The 25,686-nt window shown below is 70.1% G+C and carries 22 protein-coding genes; 18 read left to right on the top strand and 4 right to left on the bottom strand.

Features of this window, described 5'->3' with window-relative positions:
* Positions 1 to 211 precede the first annotated feature (211 nt).
* Positions 212 to 631: a CoA-binding protein gene (locus HJG43_03260; protein ID UER53738.1), complete on the bottom strand. Its 420-nt coding sequence runs from the start codon at positions 629 to 631 to the stop codon at positions 212 to 214.
* 35 nt (positions 632 to 666) lie between these two features.
* On the opposite strand from HJG43_03260, the gene HJG43_03265 reads away from it, so the two are divergent.
* From HJG43_03265 to HJG43_03295, 7 genes are all read left to right on the top strand, one after another.
* Positions 667 to 954, top strand: coding sequence for a hypothetical protein (locus tag HJG43_03265; protein ID UER53739.1), 288 nt, complete (start codon positions 667 to 669; stop codon positions 952 to 954).
* Positions 955 to 957: 3 nt separating this feature from the next.
* Positions 958 to 1,947 (top strand): LLM class F420-dependent oxidoreductase, encoded by a 990-nt coding sequence (locus tag HJG43_03270; GenBank protein UER53740.1) that lies wholly within the window; start codon positions 958 to 960, stop codon positions 1,945 to 1,947.
* 306 nt (positions 1,948 to 2,253) lie between these two features.
* The gene (locus HJG43_03275; GenBank protein ID UER53741.1) at positions 2,254 to 4,662 is read left to right on the top strand and encodes an S-layer homology domain-containing protein; all 2,409 of its coding nucleotides are present in this window, start codon (positions 2,254 to 2,256) and stop codon (positions 4,660 to 4,662) included.
* Positions 4,663 to 4,823: 161 nt separating this feature from the next.
* Positions 4,824 to 6,602, top strand: coding sequence for a S8 family serine peptidase (locus HJG43_03280; protein ID UER53742.1), 1,779 nt, complete (start codon positions 4,824 to 4,826; stop codon positions 6,600 to 6,602).
* A gap of 25 nt (positions 6,603 to 6,627) precedes the next feature.
* Positions 6,628 to 7,935 carry a UDP-N-acetyl-D-mannosamine dehydrogenase gene (gene wecC, locus HJG43_03285; GenBank protein ID UER55660.1) on the top strand — a complete coding sequence of 436 codons (1,308 nt, stop codon included), beginning with the start codon at positions 6,628 to 6,630 and terminating at the stop codon, positions 7,933 to 7,935.
* Positions 7,936 to 8,034: 99 nt separating this feature from the next.
* Positions 8,035 to 9,117 (top strand): hypothetical protein, encoded by a 1,083-nt coding sequence (locus HJG43_03290; GenBank protein UER53743.1) that lies wholly within the window; start codon positions 8,035 to 8,037, stop codon positions 9,115 to 9,117.
* A 328-nt stretch (positions 9,118 to 9,445) separates the two neighbouring features.
* Positions 9,446 to 9,799, top strand: a complete 354-nt coding sequence (locus HJG43_03295) for a hypothetical protein (GenBank protein UER53744.1) — start codon at positions 9,446 to 9,448, stop codon at positions 9,797 to 9,799.
* Between the two features lie 379 nt (positions 9,800 to 10,178).
* Here the strand turns inward: HJG43_03295 and HJG43_03300 are convergent, their stop codons facing one another.
* On the bottom strand, positions 10,179 to 10,952 hold the full coding sequence (locus HJG43_03300; protein ID UER53745.1) for an SDR family oxidoreductase: 774 nt from the start codon (positions 10,950 to 10,952) through the stop codon (positions 10,179 to 10,181).
* A 409-nt stretch (positions 10,953 to 11,361) separates the two neighbouring features.
* Between HJG43_03300 and HJG43_03305 the strand changes: the two genes are divergently transcribed.
* The 6 genes from HJG43_03305 (at position 11,362) to rbsD (ending at position 17,392) form a co-directional block, all read left to right on the top strand.
* Positions 11,362 to 12,378 (top strand): LacI family DNA-binding transcriptional regulator, encoded by a 1,017-nt coding sequence (locus HJG43_03305; GenBank protein ID UER53746.1) that lies wholly within the window; start codon positions 11,362 to 11,364, stop codon positions 12,376 to 12,378.
* Entirely contained in the window at positions 12,330 to 13,892 is a 1,563-nt protein-coding gene (locus HJG43_03310; protein ID UER53747.1) for a sugar ABC transporter ATP-binding protein, read from the top strand. Before HJG43_03305 ends, HJG43_03310 begins: the two co-directional genes overlap by 49 nt.
* Positions 13,893 to 13,992: 100 nt before the next feature.
* Positions 13,993 to 14,859, top strand: a complete 867-nt coding sequence (locus tag HJG43_03315; GenBank protein UER55661.1) for an ABC transporter permease — start codon at positions 13,993 to 13,995, stop codon at positions 14,857 to 14,859.
* A 114-nt stretch (positions 14,860 to 14,973) separates the two neighbouring features.
* On the top strand, positions 14,974 to 15,930 hold the full coding sequence (locus HJG43_03320; protein UER53748.1) for a substrate-binding domain-containing protein: 957 nt from the start codon (positions 14,974 to 14,976) through the stop codon (positions 15,928 to 15,930).
* A gap of 86 nt (positions 15,931 to 16,016) precedes the next feature.
* A complete protein-coding gene (locus HJG43_03325) occupies positions 16,017 to 17,006 on the top strand; it encodes a ribokinase (protein UER53749.1) in 990 nt (329 codons plus the stop codon).
* Positions 17,003 to 17,392 (top strand): D-ribose pyranase, encoded by a 390-nt coding sequence (gene rbsD / locus HJG43_03330; GenBank protein UER53750.1) that lies wholly within the window; start codon positions 17,003 to 17,005, stop codon positions 17,390 to 17,392. The genes HJG43_03325 and rbsD overlap by 4 nt, the downstream gene beginning before the upstream one ends.
* A 140-nt stretch (positions 17,393 to 17,532) precedes the next feature.
* Here the strand turns inward: rbsD and HJG43_03335 are convergent, their stop codons facing one another.
* Positions 17,533 to 18,567: an ATP-binding cassette domain-containing protein gene (locus HJG43_03335; protein UER55662.1), complete on the bottom strand. Its 1,035-nt coding sequence runs from the start codon at positions 18,565 to 18,567 to the stop codon at positions 17,533 to 17,535.
* Positions 18,568 to 18,571: 4 nt separating this feature from the next.
* Positions 18,572 to 19,576, bottom strand: coding sequence for an ABC transporter ATP-binding protein (locus HJG43_03340; GenBank protein UER53751.1), 1,005 nt, complete (start codon positions 19,574 to 19,576; stop codon positions 18,572 to 18,574).
* A gap of 161 nt (positions 19,577 to 19,737) precedes the next feature.
* On the opposite strand from HJG43_03340, the gene HJG43_03345 reads away from it, so the two are divergent.
* From HJG43_03345 to HJG43_03365, 5 genes are read left to right on the top strand one after another with little or no spacing between them, the layout of a single operon-like run.
* Positions 19,738 to 20,952: a diguanylate cyclase gene (locus HJG43_03345; protein UER53752.1), complete on the top strand. Its 1,215-nt coding sequence runs from the start codon at positions 19,738 to 19,740 to the stop codon at positions 20,950 to 20,952.
* Positions 20,949 to 22,574 (top strand): ABC transporter substrate-binding protein, encoded by a 1,626-nt coding sequence (locus HJG43_03350; GenBank protein ID UER53753.1) that lies wholly within the window; start codon positions 20,949 to 20,951, stop codon positions 22,572 to 22,574. The genes HJG43_03345 and HJG43_03350 overlap by 4 nt, the downstream gene beginning before the upstream one ends.
* 19 nt (positions 22,575 to 22,593) lie before the next feature.
* A complete protein-coding gene (locus tag HJG43_03355) occupies positions 22,594 to 23,556 on the top strand; it encodes an ABC transporter permease (GenBank protein UER53754.1) in 963 nt (320 codons plus the stop codon).
* Positions 23,553 to 24,479: an ABC transporter permease gene (locus HJG43_03360; GenBank protein ID UER53755.1), complete on the top strand. Its 927-nt coding sequence runs from the start codon at positions 23,553 to 23,555 to the stop codon at positions 24,477 to 24,479. The genes HJG43_03355 and HJG43_03360 overlap by 4 nt, the downstream gene beginning before the upstream one ends.
* Complete coding sequence (locus HJG43_03365) at positions 24,476 to 25,651, top strand: aminopeptidase P family protein (protein UER53756.1); 1,176 nt, start codon at positions 24,476 to 24,478, stop codon at positions 25,649 to 25,651. The genes HJG43_03360 and HJG43_03365 overlap by 4 nt, the downstream gene beginning before the upstream one ends.
* Positions 25,652 to 25,686 lie beyond the last annotated feature (35 nt).

The raw sequence follows: 25,686 nt of genomic DNA on the forward strand, positions 1-25,686 counted from the left end.
CGCAGCCGCCTGGTCGCCTCGACCGCCGCGTGCACCCGGCCGCGCAGCAGGCGCCCGGCGCAGCCTGGGCCTGGCGCGGTACTCGTGGGCCTCACCCCACCGCGGCTCCTCGGACACGGTGGCCCACGGTATGCCCTGGCCGCCGCCTCACCGGCCCAGCACCCACGGACACGCCGCGCACAGCCACGCCGCGCACAGCCACGCCGCAGCCTCACCCCAGCCCGAGCCGCGGCCCCTCGATCGCCGGGCAGGTGTCCATGACGACGTCCAGCCCCGCAGCAGCGGCCCGCGCCGCGGCGTCCTCGTCCACCACCCCGAGCTGCAGCCACACCGCTGTCGCCCCCACCGCGATGGCGTCGTCCACGACGGCCCCCGCGAGGTCGCTGCGGACGAACACGTCGACGACGTCGATCGCGCCCGGCACGTCCCGCAGCGACGCGTACCCGGTGGCGCCGAGCACCTCCTCGGCCTTGGGGTGCACCGGCACGATCTCCTTGTCGAGGGCGTCGCGCAGGTAGCCGGCGATCGAGTAAGCGGTGCGGCGGCGGTTGGAGGACAGCCCGACGACGGCCCACCGGCGGGTGTCGGTGAGCAGCCGGCGGACGACGTCCGGGTCGTTGACGTGAGCCATGCGACCCACTTCAGCACGGGGTAGCGTCAGGCGCCATGCAGAACGAAGAGGCCCAGAAGCTGCTCGCGCAGGCGCTGCGCACCGCCGGCGGCCGGGACGAGGAGTTCCCCGCCTTCTGGAAGAAGCTGGACGCCGAGGCCAAGGAGTTTCTCGCCGACACTCTGGCGAAGTCCCTCGTCGCCATGGTCGGCCAGCGGGCCGTCAAGCGGGGCGGCAACCCGGCGGCCGCCCTCGAGGAGTTCACCCGCGTCGTCGCTAACGGCGGCATGCGCGTGCCCCGCGCCGGCAAGCACGCCGCCCCCGACACCGCGACGGAGGGCTGAGCCGTGCGGTTCGGTCTGTTCATCCCCCAGGGCTGGCGGCTCGACCTCACGAACGTCCCGGACGCCGAGCAGTGGCCGCGGATGCGTGACCTCGCCCGCCGGGCCGAGGCCGGGCCGTGGGAGTCGATCTGGGTCTACGACCACTTCCACACCGTCCCGGAGCCGACCGACGAGGCCACCCACGAGGCGTGGAGCCTGATGGCGGCGTTCGCGGCGTCGACGGAGCGGGTCCGGCTCGGGCAGATGTGCACGTCGATGGGCTACCGCAACCCCGCCTACCTGGCCAAGGTCGCCGCGACCGTCGACCACGTCAGCGGTGGCCGCCTGGAGATGGGCATCGGCGCCGGTTGGTACGAGCACGAGTGGCGCGCCTACGGCTACGGGTTCCCCGGCGCGGGGGACCGGCTGCGCGCCCTGGACGAGGGCGTCCAGATCTTCCTGCAGATGTGGCGGGACGGCCGGGCCACCCTGCACGGCGAGCGGTTCGACGTGGACGGCGCGATCGGCCGGCCGCTGCCGCTGCAGGACGGCGGCCCGTCGCTGTGGATCGCCGGCGGCGGGGAGCGCAAGACCCTGCGCACCGCGGCCAAGTACGCCGACTACACGAACTTCGACGGCACGCTCGAGGGGTTCACCCACAAGTCGCAGGTGCTCGCCGAGCACTGCCGGGCCGTCGGGCGGGACTTCGAGGCGATCACCCGGTCGGCCAACTACAACGTCGTCATCGGTCGGGACGACGCGGAGGTGACCGAGCGCCTGGACGCCATCCGCGAGCGCTACCGCCCCTACCTCACGGAGGACAGGCTCGAGCGGGCCGTCGACTCCTTCCGCACCGGGCCGCTGGTGGGCACCCCCGAGCAGATCTGTGAGCGCCTGACCGCCCTGCAGGACGCCGGCATGACGTACGCGATCACCTACTTCGTCGAGGCGGCCGACGACACCAGCGGCATCGAGCTGTTCGAGCGCGAGGTCGTGCCGCAGTTCTGCTCCTGACGGAGGCCCCGGTTTCTCCAATCTGACCTGGGTCTTTGGTCACGACTTGGTCCCAACGTGCGTCACTGTTGCTCGTGACTACCCGTGTCGCTAGAGTCACGGGCGTCCACTGGCTCCACGGACGTCATCTCCCCTGCGACGGGGGCGGAGCTCGCGACTCGGCAGCCTGCCGAGGTGGCCTGCTCAAGTCCGGCGCCGCGGTGACTGACGTACGAGGAGTCCTGGACCGAATCCCGCCCCACCTGGGTCGGGAGGGGGCCCCTGCGGGGGCGAACATCCACCGGTGGATGGCTAGGAGGCCATTTCATGAGTTTCACCACGAGACAGGGTCGCGCTGCCAAGCGCTCCCTGGCCGTACTGGGGGCCACCGCCCTCACCGTGGGCGCCTTCGGCCCCGCGGCGTACGCGGACAACCATGTCCAGAGCATCGATCCCGCGTGCGCGGACTGGACCGAGCCCTACGGCTTCGACGACATCACGGGCGAGACGCAGGCCTACCAGGACGCGATCAACTGCCTCGCCTGGTACGACATCACCCGTGGCCGTAACGCCACGACCTACGCCCCGGACGATGACGTCAAGCGCTACGAGATGGCGCTGTTCATCTCCCGGACGATCGGCTACATCGAGCGCGCCTCGGACATCGACGTCGTCGACCCGGAAGAGGCCCCGGACGCCGGCTTCGAGGACACCGACGGCCTGACCGGTCCGCAGCAGGACGCGATTGACCAGCTCGTCGAGCTCGAGATCGTCGAGGGCAAGAACGCCGACGAGTTCGCCCCGTACGAGTCGATCACCCGCCGCGACATGGCCCGGTTCATCGACCGCATGGTCGACAACGTCGTGGACGGCTCCGAGGACGCTGACTTCTACGAGGCCGACTACACCGACCCGTTCGCTGACGTCCCGCCGACCCTGCCGGGCGCCGAGGACATCTACTCGCTGCGCGCCGAGGGCATCGTCCAGGGCGAGGCCAGCGGCCTGTACCTGCCGTACACCTCGGTGGACCGCAAGGACATGGCGTTCTACGTGATGCGGACCGTCGCGGACCTGGTGGAGAAGGAGTACATCGAGCCGCTCACCGAGGAGGCGCTGGCGCCCGCCGCTCTGAGCCTGACGCCGGAAGAGGCCGTCAACCCGGTCGGCACCGAGCACACTGTGACGGCGACGCTGGTGAACGCCGACGGTGGGCCTGTCGTCGACGGCAGCCTGGTCCGGTTCGAGGTGTACGGCAGCCCCGACGAGTTCGACGTTCCCGGCCAGAACGTGCGGCTGCTGCAGACGGGCGGGGTTGTGGAGTCCGAGGGCTCTGCGGCCACGTTCACCTACACCGACGACACCGACTTGGACGTCCCTGAGGACAGCGACGACTACATCGTCGCCTGCGTCGTTGCCGCTGCCGCGGAGAACTGCACCGAGGAGCAGACCACGTTCTTCGGGGACCGCACGGTCCTCGTGGTCGACCAGGTCACGGGCGAGCCGACGAACATCGACGCTGAGCCGAGCGACTGGGCCACCAAGGCCTGGGAGGTCCGTGAGGCTGCTTCGATGACGCTGGAACCGGCCGAGGCCACCAACGTCCTCAGCGACGAGCACACCGTCACCGCGACGGTCTACGACCAGTTCGACGAGCCGCTCGAGGGTGAGACGGTGACCTTCGAGGTCTACCGCGACTTCGTCGAGGACGAGGGCGTGGCTGACACCGGTTTTGAGGAGGTGGACACCACTGGTGCCACTGTTGACGGCAACACCACGGCCGCCACGGATGGCGAGGTGGCCGGTGAGGCGACCTTCACCTACACGGGTCCGGACGCTGCCGACGCGCCGCTGGGGGCTGAGGACCTCATCGTCGCGTGCATCGACGGAGTGGATGCGGACGTCACTTGCGTTGAGTACACCGCTCCTACCGAGACGACGCCCGGCACCGTCACCCTTGACGACGACGAGATCAACGCCACGGCCACCAAGTCGTGGGTTGCTGCGGAGCTCGCAGTTGTCTCCCTGACGCCCGAGACCGCCGTCAACCCGGAGGGCACCGACCACACCGTGGTCGCCACCGTGGAGAACCAGTTCGGTGAAGCCACCGTGAACCAGCCGGTGACCTTCCAGGTGTTCAGCGTCGACGCCAACGGTGACTACACCGAGAACACCGCGGCTGGTGACACCATCGACTCTGTGGTCGACGACGACACCACCGACGTCGACGAAACCGGTACGGCGACCTTCACCTACACCGGTGCGGCAGTGGACGAGGACAGCACTGACGTGATCGTCGCCTGCCTCGACACCTTTGTCCCTGACACGACCGACCCCACCGTCGGGGGCCCCGGTTTCCTGGGCTGTGCGGACGTCGACCCGAACGGGAACCTGGTCCTTGACGAGGCTGACGACACCGTCACCGCCGAGAAGACCTGGGTCGCGCTCAACGAGGCGCCGGCTGACGGCACCTACACCGGTGACGTTGTTGGTACCGCCGTCACTGACGGTGCGGGTGGCAGCTTCAACCTGTTCACCACGGACGAGCAGTACGTCGAGATCACCTACGTGGCCGACGACCTGTTCCGTATCGCAGGTGAGCCGGTTACCGAGGCCGACTTCGAGGAGGCGCTCAGCGAAGGCGACGCCGTGTCGGTCGTGCTGAACACCAGCCCGGACGCGGGTGCCCAGAGCGTCCTCAACCTGGTCGAGGACCGGGACGCAGTTCCGGCTGTGTAGCACCTCATGCCCCTTGCACCCTGAGGGTCTGTGATCGGAAGCCCCGGTCCCCAGTCATGGGGGCCGGGGCTTCCGGCGTCCGCGGCGGCGCGTGGCGGTGCCCGGCGACTTGCCGCCCGTTCCTTCTCAACTTTGCGCACCTTCCTGTCGAGACTCCGATCGTGCGACGTCTCCTCTGGGCCCCGCTCCTCGCCGTCCTCGTTGGCGCGGCAGGTGCTGTTCCCGCGAGCGCCCAGGAGGCGCCGGCGTCCTACCTCGTCGAACTGGCTCCGGGCGTCGACCCGGAGGAGTTCCACCAGGAGCTCGCCTCCTCGGCCCACCCGCGCCCCCTCACCGATTCCCTCCCAGGCCTCGTGGCGTCGTTGCGTCCCGGCGAGGCCCGGCGGCTGGCGCGTCATCCAGACGTCCAGCGCGTCGAGCTCGACCGCGAGGTTCACGTCGCCGCCGAGACCCCATGGGGCGTCGACCGGATCGACCAACGGACCCTGCCCCTCGACGGGCTCGCGTCCCGGCCCGCGGGCGGGGACGGCGTCCGGGTCTACGTCGTCGACACCGGGGTGCGCGCTGACCACGTCGCCCTGACCGGCCGCGTCCAGCCCGGCGTCCAGATCCTCGACGGCGTCCAGAGCCCGGACGGCGGCGCGGACTGCAACGGGCACGGCACCCACGTCGCCGGGATCCTCGGGGGCGCCGACGTCGGCGTCGCCCCCGAGGTCGACGTCGTCCCCGTCCGGGTGATGGACTGCGCCGGGTCCGGCAACCAGTCCGACGTCATCGCCGGCCTGGACTGGGTGCTGCAGACCCACCCGCGCGGCACGCCCGGCGTCGTCAACATCTCCCTGGCCGGACCGCCGTCCGAGATCCTCGACTCCGCGATCCGGGCCGTGCACGACGCCGGGCTCGCCGTCGTCGTCGCGGCCGGCAACGACAGCGCCGACGCGTGCGCCACCTCCCCGGCGCGCGAGCCGTCCGCCGTCACCGTCGGTGCCACCGACGCCGCGGACGCCCGGGCCTCGTTCAGCAACTACGGCTCCTGCCTGGACCTGTTCGCCCCCGGGGTGCGGATCCTCTCCGCCTCCCGCGAGTCGCCGGCCGCGTGGGCCGAGTCCTCCGGCACGTCCATGGCTGCCCCGCACGTCACCGGCATCCTCGCCCAGTACCTCGAGGTCGACCCGGCCCTGCGCCCGGCGGACGCCGCGGCCCGCCTCGTCGGCACCGCCACCACCGGCGTCGTCCGGGGCGCCGGGACGGGGTCACCGGTTCTGCTCGCCTGGAAGGGACCTGCTGCTGCGCCGGTCGAGGACGCCGGGGGTACGCCGCCACCCTCGGAGCCCGACCCGGACGCCGCGCCGGTCCCGGAGGTTCAACCGGCACCCGAGCCCGAGCCTGTGCCTGAGCCGGAGCCCGAGCCGGTGCTGCCGGTGTTCACCGACGTCCCGACGGACGCGTACTACGCCGGAGCCGTCGATTGGGCGGTGCTCCACGACGTCACCTCCGGCACCACGGCGACGAGGTTCTCCCCGAAGAAGACGGTCACCCGCGGCGAGGCCGTCACGTTCCTGTGGCGCTCGCAGGGCCGCCCGGCCCCCACCGGGACCAGCGGCTTCACCGACGTCCCGCAGGGCGCCTACTACGCCGACGCGGTGAGCTGGGCCGTCGAGCGTGGCATCACCTCCGGCGTCAAACCCGGCCGGTTCGCCCCCGGCGACCCGGTCACCCGCGACCAGGCCGTCACCCTGCTGTGGCGGCTTGTGGGGGAGCCGGCCGCCGCCCCGGAGCGCTTCGACGACGTCGCCGCCGGCAGCTACGCCGCACCGGCGATCGGCTGGGCCGAAGAGGCCGGGGTGACCCAGGGGACCAGCCCGACGACGTTCTCCCCGGCGACACCGGTGAACCGCGCCGACATGGTCGTGCTCCTGCACCGTCTGCTCGAGTCATGACCGGCCGCTAGGGTCGCCTCCCGTGGTGGAGGAACGTGGGCGTCTCGTCGTCGTCGGGCTCGGCTACATCGGCCTGCCCACCGCCGCCGCGTTCGCCACCCAGGGCCTCGACGTCGTCGGCGTCGACGTCAACCCGGCCACCGTCGAGGCGGTCAACCGCGGCGAGGTGCCGTTCGTCGAACCCGACCTCGGCGTCGCCGTCAGCGGCGCCGTCCGGCTCGGGCGGCTCTCGGCGAGCACCGACGTCCCCGCGGCGGACACCTACATCCTCGCCGTCCCCACTCCGCTGCAGGCCGACCGGACGGCGGACCTGTCCGCCGTCCGCGCCGCCACCGACGCGCTCGCCCCCCGGCTGCGCGGCGGGGAGCTCGTCATCCTGGAGTCCACCTCCCCGCCCGGCACCACCGAGCAGATCGGGCACTGGCTCGCCGAGGCCCGCCCCGACCTCGCCGTCGCCGGCGTCACCGCCGACCGGAGCGGGGACCCGGTGCTGCTGGCCCACTGCCCGGAGCGGGTGCTGCCCGGCCGGATCATGATCGAGATCGTGACGAACGACCGGGTCATCGGCGGCGTCACCCCGGAGGCCGCCGAGCGGGCCGCCGCCGTGTACCGGCTCATCGTCCAGGGGCGGCTCCTGCTCACCGACGCCCGCACCGCCGAGTTGTCCAAGTTGGCCGAGAACGCCTACCGGGACGTCAACATCGCCTTCGCCAACGAGCTGGCCCGGGTGTGCGAGCGGCTCGGCGTCGACCCGTGGGAGATGATCGACCTGGCCAACCGGCACCCGCGGGTCAACATCCTGCGCCCCGGGCCCGGCGTCGGCGGGCACTGCATCGCCGTCGACCCGTGGTTCGTCGTCGCCGCCGCCCCCGAGGACGCCACCCTCATCCGCACCGCCCGGCAGATCAACGACGACCAGCCGGGGAGGGTCGCCGCGCACGTCGCGACCCTCGTGGCCCAGGCCGCCCGGGACGGCGCGGCCGGCCGGGGCGGCCGGCCGGTGCGGGTGGCCGCCCTCGGCCTGGCGTTCAAGGCCAACGTCGACGACCTGCGGGAGAGCCCCGCCGTCGACGTCGTCGAACGGCTGCGCGGCCTCGTCGACGCGCCCATCGACGTCGTCGAGCCGCACGTGGCGGCGCTGCCCGCCGAACTCGCCGGCCTCGACGGGGTCGAGCTCGTCGACCTGCCCACCGCCCTGGGCCGGGCGGACGTCGTCGTCCTGCTCGTCGACCACGACGAGTTCCGCGAGGTCCCCGCCGAGGCGCTTGGTCGTGCGCTGGTGCACGACACCCGCGGGCTGTGGCGCAGCACCCGGGTGACGACCGACACCTGAGCGGGTTCGCGGCTTCAGGAACGGCGCGGTTCTGCCGACACAAGGACCATGCGTCGAGCACTACTCTCCGCTGTCACGGCGGTGCTCACCGTGACCGGCATGGCTGCTGTCGCCCCGACGGCCACCGCCGTCGAACCGCGCAGCACGGATGCCGCCTGCCCGGACCCGGCCACCGCCGACCCGTGGTTCTGGGACGTGGCGCCCAGCGACGGCTTCGCCGACGCCATCGGCTGCCTGCGGTACTGGCAGGTGACCGCCGGCAACACCGACGGCTCCTACGCGCCGGGCGGCACGGTGCGCCGCGGCGAGCTGGCGACGTTCGTCGTCCGCGCCCTCAAGCGCACCGGCGGGTCCGTGCCCAGCGCGCCGCGGGACTACTTCACCGACGACGGCTCGTCCCCGCACCAGCGGTCGCTCAACACCCTGGCCGACCTCGGCGTCCTGGAGGGCGACGGCCGCGGCCGGGTACGGCCGTACGACGTGGTCAACCGCGCCGAGATGGCGACGATCCTCGTGCGCGCCCACGACGTGCGGGCCCGGCAGGCCGGCAGCGCGCCGCTGCCCGCGGCCCCGGACGCGTTCCCGGACGACGACCACCTCGAGGCCGCGGCCGCGATCGACAAGGCGGCCGCCGCCGGTGTCGTCTCCGGCAGCACGAGCGGGCGCTTCGCTCCGGCGGATCCGGTCCGCCGCGACCACATGGCCGCCTTCCTCACCCGGCTGCTCGACGTCCACGTCAGTGACGGGATCACCGACGTGCCACCCCCGCCGCCGCCGGCCCCCCGGCCAGTGCCGCCGGCGCCGGCTGCCGCGACCGCATCGGTGCTCACCGCGATGGAGCAGCACGTGCTCGATGAGATCAACGCCTACCGCAAGGCCAAGGGCCTGCGGACCCTCGTCGCCGACCCGTGCCTGACCGAGGCGGCCCGGACGTGGTCGGCGAAGCTCTCCGGCGACGGGGCGCTGTCGCACTCCAAGCCGACCTGCCCGTTCACCTCGTGGGCGGAGAACGTCGCCTACCACTACGACTACACGCAGCTGTTCGAGGCGTGGCGGGACAGCCCGGGCCACGACGCGAACATCCTGCGGGCCGGGGCGACGAAGATGGGGGTGGGGATCGTCGCCGTGCCGGGGCCGAACGGGGTGGGGACGAGGTACTACGCGACGACGCAGTCGGACTGAGAAAGAGTAGAGTTGCAGTTTGTTGTTTCAGTTCAGCGGTCCGGTAGGCGTCGGACTTGCAACCGACAGGGCATGATGTAAGTGGGCTACCGCCCGTCACTGCCTAGGAGTCAAGGAGTCACTGATGCCTGACCGCGAACCTGATCAGACGAATATCGGGCGACGAAGGGGCCGCCGCCGGGGTCCCATGCAGAGTTTCTTGGACGGGTTCTTGGGTCGAGTTCCTCCCGCGGCACAGTCCCTATTTCCGGATGGACCTCCGTTGCCGGGCGACACCCTTACGCCCGAGTCTGCGAGACAGCTCCTCGAGAGTGGATGGAAACTCGGCGTGCTGCAATTCTTCGATGATGGGCAGGAGATGCCATCGATGGAGGTGCTGGTGCAACTGGCGCCTTTCGATGCTCCCGACGTCGCCTTCACTTTCCAGAATGGACGCGGCGCCATCGACGTGCGGGTCGAAGAAGTTGCGAGTATGGCATGGGCTGGGAATGTGGCGCCCGTAGTACCTGTAGGATTTGGTCCTCTTGGCATCCTGGCGGCGAGCTTTGCGAGCGCAGCTGACCGAGCAACCTCCACATGGTCTGCTGAGATTTCTCTACATAACCGCGGATACCTGATTATGCAACTCCAGCGTTCGCCACGTCCTGCCGACCTTACGCGACTTCGAGCACGATTGGCGTGACTTGAGATTTCTCCCACAAAAGGCCTGACATAGAGACGCTTCCGCGCTCGCAGGCATAGACGGATTTTGGCATGCGATCGGTTCGTGTGACGTAGTCAAGTGTTCAGCGTCGGGCTGTGGTGCCGAGTCGCTTGAAAACTGGCTTGGCGCTCGTGCCGCTGTGGGGGAACTTCCGCCTGGGTGAGTCTCGGTGCCGCCTTTGGTCCAGGCGCCAAGGGGGATGGAGGTCGCCACGCTCTCTGCTGTGTTTCCGTTGCGGTGGTTATGTCCGGTCAATCGACCTTTAGCCATGTCGCAGTCGGCCGAGGGCCACCGCGGGTCGAACTCGGGCAGCCACTCGCCGACCCCGAGATGCTGAAGGCTAGGCGACGAGTGAAGGCTAGGCCGTTCCGCCGGCGGCCTGCAGGCCGCCGTCAAGGGTGAGGACGTGCCCGGTCACCCACGACGCCTCGTCGGAGACTAGGTAAGCGACCGCTGCGGCGACGTCGTCCGGGGTCCCGAGGCGCCTCATCGGGTACTGGGCCGCCGTCTCGGCCTCCTTGCCCTCGTACAGAGCGCGGGCGAAACGGGTCTTCACCACGGCGGGGGAGACCGCGTTGACCCGTACCGCGGGGCCCAGTTCGGCGGCGAGCGTCCGGGTGAGGTGGGCGACAGCTGCCTTGCTCACGCCGTACATCCCCAGGCCGGGCGACGGCGTGTCTGCGCTGACCGACGACAGGTTCACCACTGACCCGCCCTCGGCGAAGCGCAGGTCGGTGCGCCGCATGGCCTCCTGCACCCAGGCCAGCGTGGCGAGAAGGTTCACCTCGAGGATCTTCCGGGCGGCGGCGAGATCGACGTCCACCAGCGGGCCGTACACGGGGTTGATGCCGGCGTTGTTGACGAGGATGTCGAGGTGGCCGAACGCCTCAGCCACCCGGTCGAGCACCGCGTGCTGGTGCTCCGGGTCGTCGGCCTTGCCCGCGACGGCGATGACGCTGTCGTCCGGCATGGTTGCCGCGGCCTCGGCCAGCGGATCCGGCTTGCGTGCCGTGATGCAGACCTTCGCGCCCTCGGCGACCAGGCGCTGCGCGATCGCCAACCCGATGCCACGGCTCGCGCCCGTCACGACCGCGACACGGCCGTCCAGTCGTCGGCACGTCGTGGAGGTCATCGGAGTGCTCCCTCGGGGTGATCGCCGTCGGCGCCCGCCTGTTGTGCATTGCGCCGCATCGTGCCGGTCTGCGCCGGTGGGACACCTGCGACCGCTGCAACAACGTCAACGCTCTGTCCGCCCATCGCCGCCTCCCCAGCAGATCAAACCAGACCAGCTCTGGCCGAGAGCCTCCAGGTCATCCCTGCGGGTGGAGAGCCGACGTGATCATGAAGGGGTGATCCCTCGGTGATCCGCGTGAGGTGTCTGGCACCTCGTCGACGGACCGTGCCTGATCGAGGGGGCCCGGGCGGTGCTTGACCTCGTCGGAACAAGAGATTAACCTCGATGAAATCGTCCCCATGGGAACGATTACACGAACGGAGGACCGGCCGGCAGAGCCGCCGACCGGCCCGGGTCGCGAGGACCGATGCCGACGATCAAGGACGTGGCGAGGGCCGCCGGCGTCTCGACCGCGTCCGTCTCCCGGGTCGTGACCGGGCACCCCGCCACGTCCCCGCAGATGCGCGAGCGCGTCCTGGCCGCGGCCCGTGAGCTGGGCTTCCGGCCGAACGCCGTCGCCAGGTCCTTGCGCAGCACGGGGACCCGGACGGTGGGCCTCGTCGTCTCCGACCTGCTCAACCCGTTCTTCACCGAGCTGGCTCGTGCCGTGGAGGACACCGCGCGCGCCGCGGGGTTCTCGGTCATCGTCGGCAACGCGGACGAGGACCCCGACCAGCAGGACCACTACATCCGGATCCTGCTCGAGCGTCAGGTCGACGGCCTCATCGTGGTGCCCACGGTGGACACCTCCCCGCTGCTGCGTGAGGCCGCCGAGCACCAGCACCACGTCGTCCTCGTGGACCGGGCCGCGGCCGACGTCGAGGCCCCCACCGTCCTGACCGACGCCACCGAGGCCATCGAGGAGCTCGTCGACCACCTCCTGGCCACCGGCCGCCGCGACCCGGCGATCATCTCCGGACCCGAGCACGCCGGCAGCGCGCGGGCACGGCTCGACGCCTTCCGCCAGGCCCTGGCCGGGCACGGCCTCGAGCTGCCCGCCGGCCGCGTCCTGCACGGCGACTTCCGTGCCGAGGGCGGCTACGCGGCCATGGAACGCATCCTGGCCACCCCCGACCGACCGGACGCCGTCTTCGTCGCCAACGGCACCATGGGCCTGGGCGTGCTCCGGGTCCTCGCGGAGCGCCGCGCCGACGCGCCGGTCGTCCCGGACGACCTCGCGCTGGCCGTGTTCGACGACACCCCCTGGTTCGGTCTGCTCACCCCCACCGTCACGGCCGTCGCCCAGCCGACGAGGACCCTCGGCGAGCACGCCGCCCGGACCCTCCTCGCCCGCATCGCGGGCGAGGAGGATCCGGCGCCCATGCCCGATCTGCGTTGCCGCCTCGTCCTGCGTCAGTCCACCGCCCCGGGGAGGCCCCGGTGAGCCTCCCGTCGTCCGGCCCCGAGCTGCTCCGGGTCGAGGGCCTCAGCAAGCGGTTCCCCGGCGTCGTCGCTCTCGACGGGGTGTCCTTCGACCTGCGCGGGGGCGAGGTCCACGTGCTGCTCGGCGAGAACGGTGCCGGCAAGTCGACCCTCATCAAGTGCCTCGCCGGGGTGTACCAGCCCGACGAGGGCCGGGTGCTCGTCGACGGGCGGCCCGTGACCATCGCGACGGCAGCCCAGGCCGAGGCGCTGGGCATCGCGACCATCTACCAGGAGTTCAACCTCGTTCCCCAGCTGTCCGTCGCGGAGAACGTCACCCTGGGCCGCCAGCCCCGCCGGTTCGGGATCATCGACCGCAAGGAGATGGACCGCCGGGCCAGCGCCGCCCTGCAGCTGGTGGGCCTCGACGTCGACCTGCGTCGCCCGGTCTCCACCCTCGGTGTCGCCCGCCAGCAGCTCGTGGAGATCGCCAAGGCGCTCAGCCTCGACGCCCGCATCCTCATCCTCGACGAACCCACCGCCGCCCTGACCGACGCGGAGGTGGACCGCCTGCTCGGCCTCATGGCGGACCTGCGCACCAAGGGCGTGGGGATGGTCTTCATCTCCCACCACCTCGAGGAGATCCAGCGCGTCGGGGACCGGGTGACCGTGCTGCGCGACGGCCGCTCGGTGGGCACCGTTCCGGCCGGCACGGACACCGACGAGCTCGTGCGGATGATGGTCGGGCGCTCCATCGAGTCTCAGTTCCCCCGCCGCCCGAGCCCGGTGGGCGCCGAGCTGCTCCGCGTCGAGGGCCTGACCGCCCGTGGACGGTTCGAGGACGTCTCGTTGAGCGTGCGGGCTGGTGAGGTCGTCGGCATTGCCGGTCTCGTCGGGGCCGGACGCACCGAGCTGCTGCGAGCAGTGTTCGGCGCAGACCCGTACGACTCGGGGAGCGTCACCGTCCAGGGCCGCCCGCTGCCCCCGCACGACGTGCACGCCGCGATCCGCGCCGGACTCGGTCTCGTCCCGGAGGACCGCAAGGCGCAGGGTCTGGTGCTCGGCGCCACGGTCGAGGAGAACCTCACCCTGGCCGTCCTGAGGGATGCCACCCGGGCAGGGATCGTCGACCGCGCACGCCTGCGTGACCAGGCGCGCACGGTGGTCGACGACCTCGGCATCCGCACGCCGTCGACCCAGGCCGTCGTCACCAACCTGTCCGGCGGCAACCAGCAGAAGGTCGTCATGGGCAAGTGGCTCGCCGCCGATCCCACGGTCCTGCTCCTCGACGAACCCACCCGGGGCATCGACGTCGGCGCCAAGGTGGAGATCTACGAGCTCATCAACACTCTGACCGCCTCCGGGCGGGGTGTGCTCCTCGTTTCCTCCGAGCTGCCCGAGGTGCTCGGCGTCTGCGACCGCGTCCTCGTCATGGCGCAGGGCCACATCGTCGGCGAGCTCACCCACGAAGAAGCCACCCAGGACGTCGTCATGGCCCTGGCAGTCAAGGAAGTGGAGTCCAGCCGTGCCCGCTGACACCGCCCGCACCGGCGTGGCCCAGTCGATCACCGAGCGCGCGAAGACCCTGCTCGGGCAGAACGGGGCGTTCGTCGCTCTCCTCGTGCTCGGCGTCGTCATGGCGCTGCTGAGCCCGGTGTTCCTCACCACCCAGAACGTGCTGAACATCGGCGTCCAGGCGGCCGTCGTCGCCATCCTGGCCTTCGGGCAGACCTTCGTCATCGTCTCCGGTGGGATCGACCTGTCCGTGGGCTCCGTGGCCGCGCTGTCGTCGATCGTCACCGCCTACACGGCGGCCACGGGCGGCGTGAACCCCTTCGTCGCGATCGCTCTCGGCCTCGTCACCGGTGTGGCGAGCGGGTTCGTCTCCGGGTCGCTCGTGGCCTACGGCCGGCTCCCCGCGTTCATCGCCACGCTGGCGATGCTGTCCATCGCCCGGGGGCTGGCCCTCGTCCTGTCCGACGGCGTGCCCATCGCCCAGCCGGAGGCGGTCGCCTGGCTTGGCAGCACCGTTGGCGGCTGGTTGCCGGTGCCCGTGCTCGTCATGGTCGTCGCCGGCCTCCTCGCGGGGTTCATCCTCGCCCGCACCTACTCCGGCCGGGCCATGTACGCCATCGGCGGCAACGAGGAGGCGGCCCGGCTGTCCGGGATCAACGTCCGCCGCCAGCAGCTCGTGATCTACTCCCTCGCGGGCCTCTACTCCGCCATCGCGGGCCTCGTGCTCGCCGGGCGGCTCGCCTCCGGGCAGCCGCAGGCCGCCGCCGGGTACGAGCTCGACGCGATCGCCGCCGTCGTCATCGGCGGTGCCAGCCTCGCAGGCGGGTCCGGACGGGCGTTCGGCACCTTCGTCGGTGCCCTTGTGCTCGCCGTCATCCGCAACGGCCTGAACCTCCTGAACGTCTCCTCCTTCTGGCAGCAGGTCGTCATCGGCGCGGTCATCGCCCTCGCCGTCCTCAGCGACACGCTGCGCCGCAGGAGATCGTGAGCGCACCGGTCTCTGGCCCGCACACCAACGGCGTCCTCCCACCCCAGGTGACCGGATACCCGACCACCGACACGCGACCGGCCCCCGGTCGCACCACCGAAAGGAATGGTTTCAATGAAGAAGCCCCGAACCCGTCTCGCCGCCCTTCTCGCCGTCGGGACTCTTGCCCTGTCGGCCTGCGGCAGCGGAGACTCCGGCAGCGAGGACCAGACGGCCGAGTCCACCGCTACGGCGGGTGGTGAGGGCGAAGCGAGCATCGGCCTGGCCCTCTCCACCCTCAACAACCCGTTCTTCGTCTCGCTGCGCGACGGCGCCCAGGCCGCCGCCGACGACGCCGGAGCGGAGCTCGTGGTCACCGACGCCCGGGACGACGCCACCCAGCAGGCCAACCAGATGGCGAACTTCCTGGCGCAGGAGCTCGACGCGGTGATCATCAACCCGGTCGACTCGGACGCCGCCGGCTCGATGGTCTCTCCACTGGTCGAGGCCGACGTGCCCGTCATCGCGGTCGACCGTGCGGTCAACGGCGCGGAGGTCGCCTCCTTCGTCGCCTCGGACAACGTCGAGGGCGGCCGGCTCGCCGCCGAGGCGCTCGCCGAAGCGATCGGCGAGGAGGGCAAGGTCATCGTCCTGCAGGGCGTAGCCGGCACATCCGCCTCGCGCGAGCGCGGCCAGGGGTTCGATGAGGGCATCGCCCAGTACCCAGGCATCGAGGTGGTCGCCAAGCAGCCGGCCGACTTCGACCGGGCGCAGGGCCTCGACGTCGCCACGAACCTGCTCCAGGCCAACCCGGACGTCGTCGGGATCTTCGCGGAGAACGACGAGATGGCCCTCGGCGCGATCCAGGCGCTTGGCGACCGGGCGGGCCAGGACGTGTTCGTCGTCGGATTCGACGCCACCGCCGACGGCCAGGCGGCCGTCGAGGCGGGCACGATGTACGCCACCATCGCGCAGCAGCCGGAGGAGCTCGGCCGCGCGGCGGTCGAGGCGGCCCTGGCCGTCCTCGCCGGCGAGGAGGTCGAGGCGACCATCTCCGTCCCGGTCGTCGCGGTGCGCCAGGGCGACCTGTGAGCCGTCCCGCCAGCTGACCGCGTGCCGCGCCGCGTGACCGCACGCGGCGCGGCACCGACCCGCAGGGACAGACACCACGGAGACCCATGGATACGCACCCGGTGGTCGTCGTCGGCTCGGCCAACGCCGACCTCGTCCTGGACATCGACCACAGGCCCGCACCGGGCGAGACGATCCTCGCCGCCGACGTCGTGACGACCCCCGGCGGCAAGGGGGCCAACCAGGCCGTCGCCGCGGGTCGGCTCGGCGGCGACGTCGCCTTCATCGGCTGCGTGGGGCCGGACGAGCACGGCGCTCTGCTACGTGCCTCCTTGGAGTCGGCCGGGGTGGACCTCACCGGGTTGCGCACGGTCGACGCCCCCACCGGGACGGCGACGATCATGGTGACGCCCGACGGGGAGAACTCGATCATCGTCTCCCCAGGCGCCAACCGGCGGGTGACCCCGGCGATGCTCACCGAGCTGCGCCCGCTCTGGCAGGACGCGCCGGTCGTGGTCGCGCAACTGGAGATCCCGCTGGAGTCGGTGGCCCTGGTCGCCACGCAGGCGCGGGGGCGGGTGGTGCTCAACACCGCCCCGGCCGCCAAGCTGGCGCCGGAGGTGCTGCGCGTGGCGGACCCGCTGGTCGTCAACGAGTCCGAGGCCCGGTTCCTCCTCGACGCCGCCGGCGACGCCGCGGGTGACGCTGCGGGTGACGCCGCCGGCGACGCCGGCGACGCCGGCGGCGACGCGGCCGCGCTGGGCGCGCGGGATGAGGCCCTCGCCGTCCGGCTGCTCGGGCTCGGCCCCCGGTCCGTCGTCCTGACCCTCGGAGCCGCGGGCGCGGTGGTCGCCGAGCCGTCCGCCGGTGACGGGCCCGCGCGGACGACGAGAGTCCCGGCCCACCGGGTGCAGGCGGTGGACACCACCGGGGCCGGCGACTCCTTCGTGGGCTCCCTCGCGGTGCGGCTCGCCGAGGGGGCCACCCTGCCCGACGCGGTCGTGACCGCGACCGCGGTGGCCGCCGTCGCCGTCACCCGCCGCGGCGCCCAGGAGTCCTTCCCTACCCTCGACGAGATCCAGGAGGTGCGACGGTGAAGCGTCGCGGCATCCTCAACGACGCCCTCTCCTGGCACCTGGCCCGGCTGGGGCACACCGACATGGTGGTGGTTGCGGACTGTGGCTTGCCCCGGCCGCCCGGGGTGCCAGTGGTCGACCTGGCCCTGACGTTCGGTGTGCCGGACTTCGCCGCGGTGGTGGACGCCCTCGCCGAGGAGATCGTCGTGGAGTCCACTGCGGTCGCCCGGGAGACGGCGGCGCGCAACCCTGCAGCGGCGGAGCTGTTACGTGGCCACTTCGGCGAGCCGGAGTGGGTCACCCACGAGGAGCTGAAGGCCCGATCGGCGCGGGCGCGGCTCGTCGTCCGCTCCGGGGAGGCGTCCCCGTACGCCAACGTCATCCTCACCTGCGGGGTGCCGTTCTAGCGGACCGGCGCGCCAGGTCACCTAAGTTGCTGTTCAGGCGAGGCGGGTCAGCCCCGGTCAACTATGCGGCGACGCAGTCGGACTGAGGGCTGACTCGCCTCATGCCTGCCGTAGGGGTCCGTCCTCCTGGTAGACACACGTCACCTGGCGTCGGCGTTCGCCTCCACCTGTGCACGCTCGGCGAAGTGGCACGCCACCTGAAGACCGTGGGCGTCTGTCGTCGGACGCCGGAGCAACGGCACCTCTTCGGCGCACCGCTCCTCGGCCAACCAGCAGCGGGTGCGGAACCGGCATCCGCTGGGCGGGTTAAGGGGCGACGGTGGTTCCCCGCCCAGAATCCGCCGACGGCCCAACACGCCTCGGTTGCTGAGATCGACCGTGGGAGAAGCGGACAGCAGGGCCTGGGTGTACGGATGCGCCGGAGCGGCATAGATCGCCTCGACGCTTCCTGTCTCCACGATGTGCCCCAGGTACATGACGGCCACCTGGTCGGCGATGTGGTGCACGACTCCGAGGTCATGGGCGATGAAGACCATCGCCACCCCCAGCCGCGCCTGGAGGTCCTTGAGCAGGTTGACAACCTGGGCCTGGACGGAGACGTCCAGGGCGGACACCGCTTCGTCACACACCAGGACGTCCGGCTCGAGCGCCAGTGCGCGCGCGATGCCCAGACGCTGCCGCTGGCCTCCCGAGAACTGATGCGGATAACGGTGCAGCATGTCCTTGGAGAGCCCGACCAGCTCAAGGAGCTCGACGACCCGCTCGCGCCGCGACCGGGCTGTCCCGACGTGGGCGGCGGCGAGCGGTTCGGCGATGATGTCGGCCACTGTCATTCGCGGGTCCAGCGACGTGTACGGGTCTTGGAAGATCATCTGGACGCCCTTGCGTAGCCACTGCCGGTCGCGACGACGACCTCGGGTCACGTCTCGGCCGTGATAGACCAGCGCCCCTGACGTCGGCCGCTCGAGCCCGACGAGCATCCGACCGAGGGTGGACTTGCCGCACCCAGACTCCCCGACGATGCCGAGCACCTCGCCCGCCCGAAGTGACAGGCTCACGCCGTCGACGGCGTGGACCTTGCGCCTCGACGCCGGGGAGCCGCTGTGGAAGTGCTTGACCAGGTCCCTCCCGACGAGCACCTCCTGCCTGCCCTCGCCAGCCTGCAGGTCGTTCATGGTTTCAGGCGACACGGTCACGGAGCACCTCCTCGCTTCGGTGGCACGCCGCCTCGACACCGGGCAGCACGGTACGTAGCACCGGGCGCTCGTGGCGGCAGCGCTCGACGGCGTACGCACACCGGGGATGGAACGGACAGCCCGGTGGCGCCTGGTTGGGGCTCGGCGGCGAGCCTGGGATCGCCGGCAGGCTTCCTCCACGCAGCCGGGGCCGTGGCACCGACTCCAGCAGCGCCTTCGTGTACGGGTGGGCCGGGTTGGCAAAGACCTTCTCGGCGGGGGCTTCCTCCACCACCCGGCCCGCGTACATGACGACGACGTGGTCGGCGACCTCGGCGACGACGCCGAGGTCGTGGGTGATCAGCAGCACGGCCATGCCGAGTTCGCGACGGAGCCGGTCGAGTAGTTCGAGGATCTGTGCCTGGACAGTCACGTCGAGGGCGGTCGTGGGTTCGTCCGCGACGAGCAGCTCCGGCTGCAGGGCGATCCCCATGGCGATGAGGATGCGCTGGCGCATCCCCCCCGAGAACTGGTGCGGGTAGTCCTTGACCCGGCGTGCTGCGTCCGGGATGCCCACCAGCCGCAGCAGCTCCTCCGCGTGGGCGGAGGCCTGCTTACGGGACTGGTTGGTGTGCACCCGGATGACCTCGCCGATCTGGTCGCCGATCGAGAGCACGGGGTTCAGTGAGGACAGCGCATCCTGCAGGATGAGGCTCATTCGTGCGCCGCGAATCTTGCGCAACTCCGTCTGGGTGGCCGTTCGCAGGTCCGTCCCGCTGAGGGTGAGCTGTCTCGCGGTGACTGTCGCGTTGCCCTCGTCCAGGCCCATGAGCGCCCTCGCGGTCGCGGACTTGCCGGACCCGGACTCGCCAAGCAGGGCGACGAGCTGGCCGCGCTGGACGTCCAAGTCCACCTCGCGGACAGCCGGGACGGCGTGCCTGCCCTGGCCGAAGGTCACCGAGAGGCCACGTACGGTCAGGACCTGGGCGTCCACGGTCGGGTTCTCCATGTGCCCAAGACTGCCACAGCCGCTCGCCGAAAACCATCGTCTACGGCCACCGGATCACTGAATTTGAACGTGAGAGTTGACAGAGGTGCCTGAGCGCGCCAGAGTCCGGTGTCGCCCCAGAGGTCTGGCGCCCGACAACCCCGTGGAGAGGATCCGCACCCGTGCTAGAGAAGCCCGCCGGCCGGTACACCGGCTACACCGCCTACGAGTACTTGGAACCCGGCGTTGACTACCGAGAGTTCCGCTACGCCGAGCAGCTGGGCCGCGTGCCCCCCTACGCCGGCCTCGAGCTCTCCGAGGCCGAGAAGGAGCGCACGACGCGCCTGCTCACCGAGGAGACTGTCATCTCGCTGCACGAGCACGTGCAGGTCTTCCCCGATGACATGGGACGGGTGCGCGAGCACATCCGCCAGGGCCGCGAACCCACCGGCTACCTGGGCCTGGCGAGGTCGGGTCTGACCGCGGTGTTCGACAACGGCATGGACGGCACCTGCTGCATCAGCTCCGACGCGGGCTGGAAGTACCAGGACGTCCTCTTCGATCTCGGCGTCCGCATGGCGGACCTGGCCCACCAGGACTTCGTGGTCAAGGCCGAGACGCTCGCCGACATCCGGCACGCAGCCGAGACCGGACGCATCGCCCACATCTTCGCGCTCGAGGCTGCGACGATGATCGAGAACGAGGTGGACCGTCTCGACGTCCTCTACGGCTTCGGCGTGCGCCAGATGGGGATCGCCTACTCCGAGGCCAACATGCTGGGAAGTGGGCTCAAGGAGCGCGGTGACGGCGGCCTCACCTACTTCGGTGAGCGGGCCGTGGACCGGATGAACAAGCTCGGGATCGCGATCGACGTGTCGCACAGCGGTGACCGGACGTCGCTCGAGACGATCCAAGCCTCGAAGGTGCCCGTGTTCATCACTCACGCCGGCGCACGGTCCGTCTGGCCGACCAACCGGATGAAGCCGGACGAGGTCATCCGCGCCTGCGCCGAGCGCGGCGGAGTCATCGGGATCGAGGCCGCCCCGCACACCACGCTGTCACCCGAGCACCCGCGGCACAGTCTCGAGTCGGTCATGGACCACTTCACCTACTGCGTCGAGCTCGTCGGCATCGAGCACGTGAGCTTCGGTCCCGACACGCTCTTCGGCGACCACGTCGGCCTGCACCAGGCGTTCGCGGACAACCTTTCGATCGCACAGGCGCACTCTCATGTGGACCACCCACTGGTCGACTACGTCGACGGCGTCGAGAACCCGGCCGAGGCCTTCTTCAACATCATCGGCTGGCTCGTCAAGCACGGCTACTCCGACGACGAGATTCGTCTCGTCGTCGGGCAGAACACCATCCGCGTCCTCGAGGAGGTCTGGGCCCGATGAAGCGCTCTACGCTGCCACGGCTGGTGGCACTGGCTGCCGCCACCGCACTTGCTCTCGGGGCCTGCGCCCCATCCGGTCCGGGGGACGACGGCGCCGACGACGGCGCCACGCAGGGTGCCGGCGACACCTCCGGGGGCACTCTCACCGTGGCCACGACGACAGACGTGGTGAACTTCAACCCGCTCATCGGCAACTCCCGGACCGATTCCTGGGTCACCGGGCTCATGTACCCCCGGCTGCTGCACATCAACGAGCAGGGTGCCAAGGAGCCGGCGCTCGCCGTCGACTGGGGCTGGGTCGACGAGGTCACCGGGTACTGGGAGATCCGCGACGACATGACGTGGAGCGACGGCGAGCCTCTCACGGCGGAAGACGTCGCCTTCACGCTCAACGCCACCAAGGAGGACCAGCCCTCCGGCACGCTTGTCGGCCAGCTCGGCTACCTCGACCGGGCCGAGGCCGTCTCGGACACTCGTGTCGAGGTCCACCTGACCGAACCCGACTCCTCGTTCGTCGAGGGTGTGGGCTTCTGGGCGAACATCGTTCCCGAGCATGTCTTTGGGAGCGCCCCGTCCGTCGCCGAGTTCGCTAACGACTCCGACTGGGTGAGTGCGGGTCCATACGTTCTCACCGAGGTCCAGCGGGGTCAGGACTATGTCCTCGAGGCGGTCGAGAACTACCCGCTCGTCGAGGCGGGGCGACCCGGACCGGATGAGATCGTCTTCCGGGTGTACCCGGACGTCAACACTGAGATCCTCGCCCTGCAGAACGGCGACATCGATCTCATTGCCAACGCCCTCCCACCGGCTCAGGTCGCTGAGCTGCAGGACGCCGACGGCATCACCGTGGAAGAGATTCCGGGGCTCGGCTACGCGCACATGCTCTACAACATGGACCGAGAGCCCCTCGACGACGTCCTCGTCCGGCAGGCGCTCGCCCACGCAGTGGACTACGAGGCCATCCGCGAGGTCGTTCTCCATGGCCAGGCCGTCTCAACCGGGTCGAGCCCGATCATGCCCGTTCTCGCCGACTGGTACGAGGAGCTGGAGGAGTACGAGTACGACCCGGAGCTCTCTCGCTCGCTCCTCGAGGAGGCGGGGTACACCGCAGGCTCTGATGGCACGTACGGGCTGACGTTCTCCCTGCTCTACTCGCTGCAGGACCCGATCGTCTCCCAGTGGGCCAACCTCGTGCGCGACGGTGCCGCCGAAGCCGGTATCACCATCGAGCTCGAAGGGTATGAGCGCAACACGTACCTCGCGAAGACCCAGGAGGGCGACTACGACATCTACGCCGGAACCTTCGCAATCATGGAGGACCCGCGGGTCAACATGTCGCTCACGTACCTTCCGGATGGTTTTATCAACTACACCCACGTCGACGATCCTGAGCTGAGCGAGCTCATCAACCAGGCGCGGGTGGTGCCGGAGTTCGACGAGCAGCTGCCGCTCGTCCAAGAGGCGGCGCGGATCGTTCGGGAGCAGGTGTACGACAACATCATGTACACCCAGAACCTCTACATCGCCCACAGCGACGAGTGGACCAACTTCATCGTCCAGCCGAGCGAACTGCTCTCCATCGTCAACCCGACCTCGTTGGCCAGCGCCACACGAGTGGGCTGAAACCAGGGGGGCGGCCTTCATGACTCTCACCACGTTCGTGCTCCGGCGCGTAGGACGGGGCGTCCTCACGGTTTGGTTCGCCGTGACGGTCACCTTCCTCCTGCTCCGGCTCCTGCCAGGGGACCCGACCCTGGCAATCCAGAGCCCGAACATGACCGAGGCCCAGAGGGCCGCCCTCCTTGAGCAGTATCAGCTCGACCAGCCGCTGGGCGTTCAGTACATCGTCTACCTCGGCGAACTCCTTCAGGGCAACCTTGGTGTGTCGTTCACGCAGTCGATCCCGGTGATCGACGTTCTCTTGGCGCGGTTGCCCTGGACTCTGCTGCTCGCCGGCGGTGCCCTCGGGCTCACCGTGATCATCGGAATACCTTTGGGCGTCCTGGCGGCGTCCCGAGCCGGAGGCACGTTCGACCGTCTCGTGCAGATGGTGGGCGTCACCGCTCAGTCCTTGTTCATCCCGAGTGTCGGGGTCTTTCTGCTCTTTGTATTCGGACTCTGGCTCGGCTGGTTCCCGATCGGCGGGGCGTACGACCGCGGAATTTATGGAACCGCGTGGTACGGCAACGTTCTGTACCACGCTGTTCTCCCATGTCTCTCGCTGGTCCTCATACAGCTGGGCAGTTATGTCCTTACCATGCGAGCCACACTTCTCGATGCACTGGGCGAGGACTACTGCACCCTCGCTCGCGCCAATGGTCTGCCGTACCGGCGCGTGCTATGGAAGCATGCTCTGCGCAATGCGCTGCTGCCCGCGACCACGCTCATCGGCCTCCAGCTTGGGACGTTGGTGGGTGGTGCCGTACTCACCGAGACGGTGTTCGCCTACCCGGGGCTCGGCCGGGGGATCTACGAGGCGGTCATCCAACTTGACTTCCCGGTTCTTCAGGGCTCCTTCCTCCTTCTGGCCGTGACTGTGGTGGTGGCCAACATGGTCACCGACATCATCTACGGCTTCCTTGACCCCCGGGTGAAGACTTCATGAGTGCCACGACGAACTCTGCGGGCCCGACTGGGCCTGATGCGACGAACCCGTTGCCGTCTGCCGAGCCCGTTGCTACCGATCAGCCCACGGCCCGGCGCGCGACATGGGTGGCTTTTCGCCGCCAGCCGCTCGGCATGTTGGCCCTCGGCGTCATGGTTGCTCTCGTGGTGGTCGCGGTGATCGCGCCCTTGTTGGCTGAGTATCCGTCCGGCTACGGCTCAGACCAGCTCGCGCGGCCGTCTGCAGCACACCCCTTCGGCACTGATGCGCTGGGCCGGGACGTGCTCGCCCAGGTCGTCTGGGGAACACGGCAGAGCCTGCTCGTGGCGGCGGCAGCGTCGGCTCTGGCAATCGTCATCGGCGCGCTGGTGGCCGTACTGGCAGCGTACTTCCGGCGCCTGGACGCGCTGCTGAGCACGGTGATTGACCTCATGCTGTCGCTTCCGGTGCTCCCCCTCATGATCCTTGTCGCCGCCCTGGTCGGGCCGAGCACGACGACGATCATCATCGTGATCGCAGCGTTCTCTTGGCCAGAGGTCGCCCGTGTCGTCCGGTCCCAGGCCCTCACCGTGGTCAACCTGCCCTACGTTGACGCCTCACGGCTCATGACGACGTCGCCGTGGTGGATCATCGGCCGGCACATCTTGCCAGCTGTGACACCAGTGATCGCGGTGTCGGTCGTCCTCACCGCGTCCCGAGCGGTGTTGTCGGCCGCCGGTCTCGCGTTCTTGGGACTAGGGGACCCGAACACCTGGTCGTGGGGTCGCATCCTCTACGAGGCGCAGCTGTCGGGCGCGATGTCGAGCGCCTGGTGGCTCACGTTCTTCCCCTCCTTGGGGATCTTGGCACTGGTGCTGTCCGCCACTCTGCTGGCCACTGCATACAACGACGCCCGCAACCCACGGCGAGGAGCACGTTCGTGACGACTTCCTTCCGCCAGCGTCTGACCTCCGTAGTCTTGACGGAGATCCAGGACTCCGTACGTGCGCGTGCCGCCGAACTGGGTCTCGACGGCATCCTGTCCGATGACCCAGACGACGTCGCCTACCTCACCGGCTTCTTCCACCACGCAACCGAGCGCCCAGTGGCCGTGTGGCTGCCGGTTGACGGCCTCGCACTCCTTCTCGTACCCCGTCTGGAGGCTGCCTACGCCCGGTCGCAGCACGCGCTGGCCGAGATCGTCGAGTACGCCGAGTACCCCGGCACCACCAACCCTTTTGTAGCCCTCGATCGCCGTATGCGGGGTGGCCGGATCGGGCATCCACGAACGATGTCGTACCTGCGTCTAGAGATGGTCCGAGAAGCGTTCGACCGGACGATCGTCCCGACCGATGCCGTGATGGAAGCCCGCTACATCAAGCGGCCGGAGGAGGTCGTCCTCCATCGGGAGGCGGCCCGGATCAGCGACATCATGGTCGAGACCGGGGTCGCCGCGGTCCGCGACGCCCTGACGGAGCATGGCCAGCTCCCCACCGAGGCTGAGCTCGCCGCTCTCGTTGGACGGGTGGGCACGGGGATCATGTACGACGAGCACGAGGACGTCGTCGTCACCAGCCTGCTCGCTGGTGGCCTTGTCTATGGTGGCGAGAACTCCTCCTACCCGCATGGGCTTCCCTCTGGATACCGTCTGCGCATTGGTGACACGTTCCTGCTCTCCCTCGGTTGCGCGGTCGGTGGTCGCTATGTCGAGTGCGAACGCACGTTCGTCATTGGTGAACCCAGCCCTGAACAGCGCCGGTATCACGAAGCTGTGCGCCGGGCGCAGGCTGTGGGTGCAAAGGCGATCGCGCCTGGCGTGGCGTGCTGTGACGCCAATGCCGCCTGTCAGGCTGAACTCGCCGCTGCCGGGGTTGACAAGTACGTCTTGCACCGGCAGGGCCACGGTATCGGCCTCGGCATGCATGAGCCGCCGTGGCTCGAGGCTGGCGACGCCACGCTTCTCGCCGCCGGCATGGTGGTCTCTAACGAACCCGGCATCTACGTTCCTGGTCACGCTGGCTACCGCATCTCCGACAGCATGCTCGTCACCGAGGACGGCGCCGAGCCTCTGACTTCCTACCCGCGTTCCCTTGAGCACTGCGTTATTCCAGCGTAGGCGACTTCACTCGGTCGAGTCCGAATCACTAGTGA

The organism is Kineosporiaceae bacterium SCSIO 59966 (assembly GCA_020881835.1).
GTDB lineage: Bacteria > Actinomycetota > Actinomycetes > Actinomycetales > SCSIO-59966 > SCSIO-59966.

Bases quoted from the DNA above. Each gene is read 5' to 3' on its own strand.
- HJG43_03300 (UER53745.1), bottom strand. From the start codon at position 10,952: ATGACCTCCACGACGTGCCGACGACTGGACGGCCGTGTCGCGGTCGTG.
- HJG43_03335 (UER55662.1), bottom strand. From the start codon at position 18,567: ATGAACGACCTGCAGGCTGGCGAGGGCAGGCAGGAGGTGCTCGTCGGG.
- HJG43_03350 (UER53753.1), top strand. From the start codon at position 20,949: ATGAAGCGCTCTACGCTGCCACGGCTGGTGGCACTGGCTGCCGCCACC.
- HJG43_03290 (UER53743.1), top strand. From the start codon at position 8,035: ATGGCTGCTGTCGCCCCGACGGCCACCGCCGTCGAACCGCGCAGCACG.
- HJG43_03360 (UER53755.1), top strand. From the start codon at position 23,553: ATGAGTGCCACGACGAACTCTGCGGGCCCGACTGGGCCTGATGCGACG.
- HJG43_03320 (UER53748.1), top strand. From the start codon at position 14,974: ATGAAGAAGCCCCGAACCCGTCTCGCCGCCCTTCTCGCCGTCGGGACT.
- HJG43_03340 (UER53751.1), bottom strand. From the start codon at position 19,576: ATGGAGAACCCGACCGTGGACGCCCAGGTCCTGACCGTACGTGGCCTC.
- HJG43_03325 (UER53749.1), top strand. From the start codon at position 16,017: ATGGATACGCACCCGGTGGTCGTCGTCGGCTCGGCCAACGCCGACCTC.
- HJG43_03265 (UER53739.1), top strand. From the start codon at position 667: ATGCAGAACGAAGAGGCCCAGAAGCTGCTCGCGCAGGCGCTGCGCACC.
- HJG43_03305 (UER53746.1), top strand. From the start codon at position 11,362: ATGCCGACGATCAAGGACGTGGCGAGGGCCGCCGGCGTCTCGACCGCG.
- HJG43_03275 (UER53741.1), top strand. From the start codon at position 2,254: ATGAGTTTCACCACGAGACAGGGTCGCGCTGCCAAGCGCTCCCTGGCC.
- HJG43_03260 (UER53738.1), bottom strand. From the start codon at position 631: ATGGCTCACGTCAACGACCCGGACGTCGTCCGCCGGCTGCTCACCGAC.
- HJG43_03355 (UER53754.1), top strand. From the start codon at position 22,594: ATGACTCTCACCACGTTCGTGCTCCGGCGCGTAGGACGGGGCGTCCTC.
- HJG43_03315 (UER55661.1), top strand. From the start codon at position 13,993: ATGGCGCTGCTGAGCCCGGTGTTCCTCACCACCCAGAACGTGCTGAAC.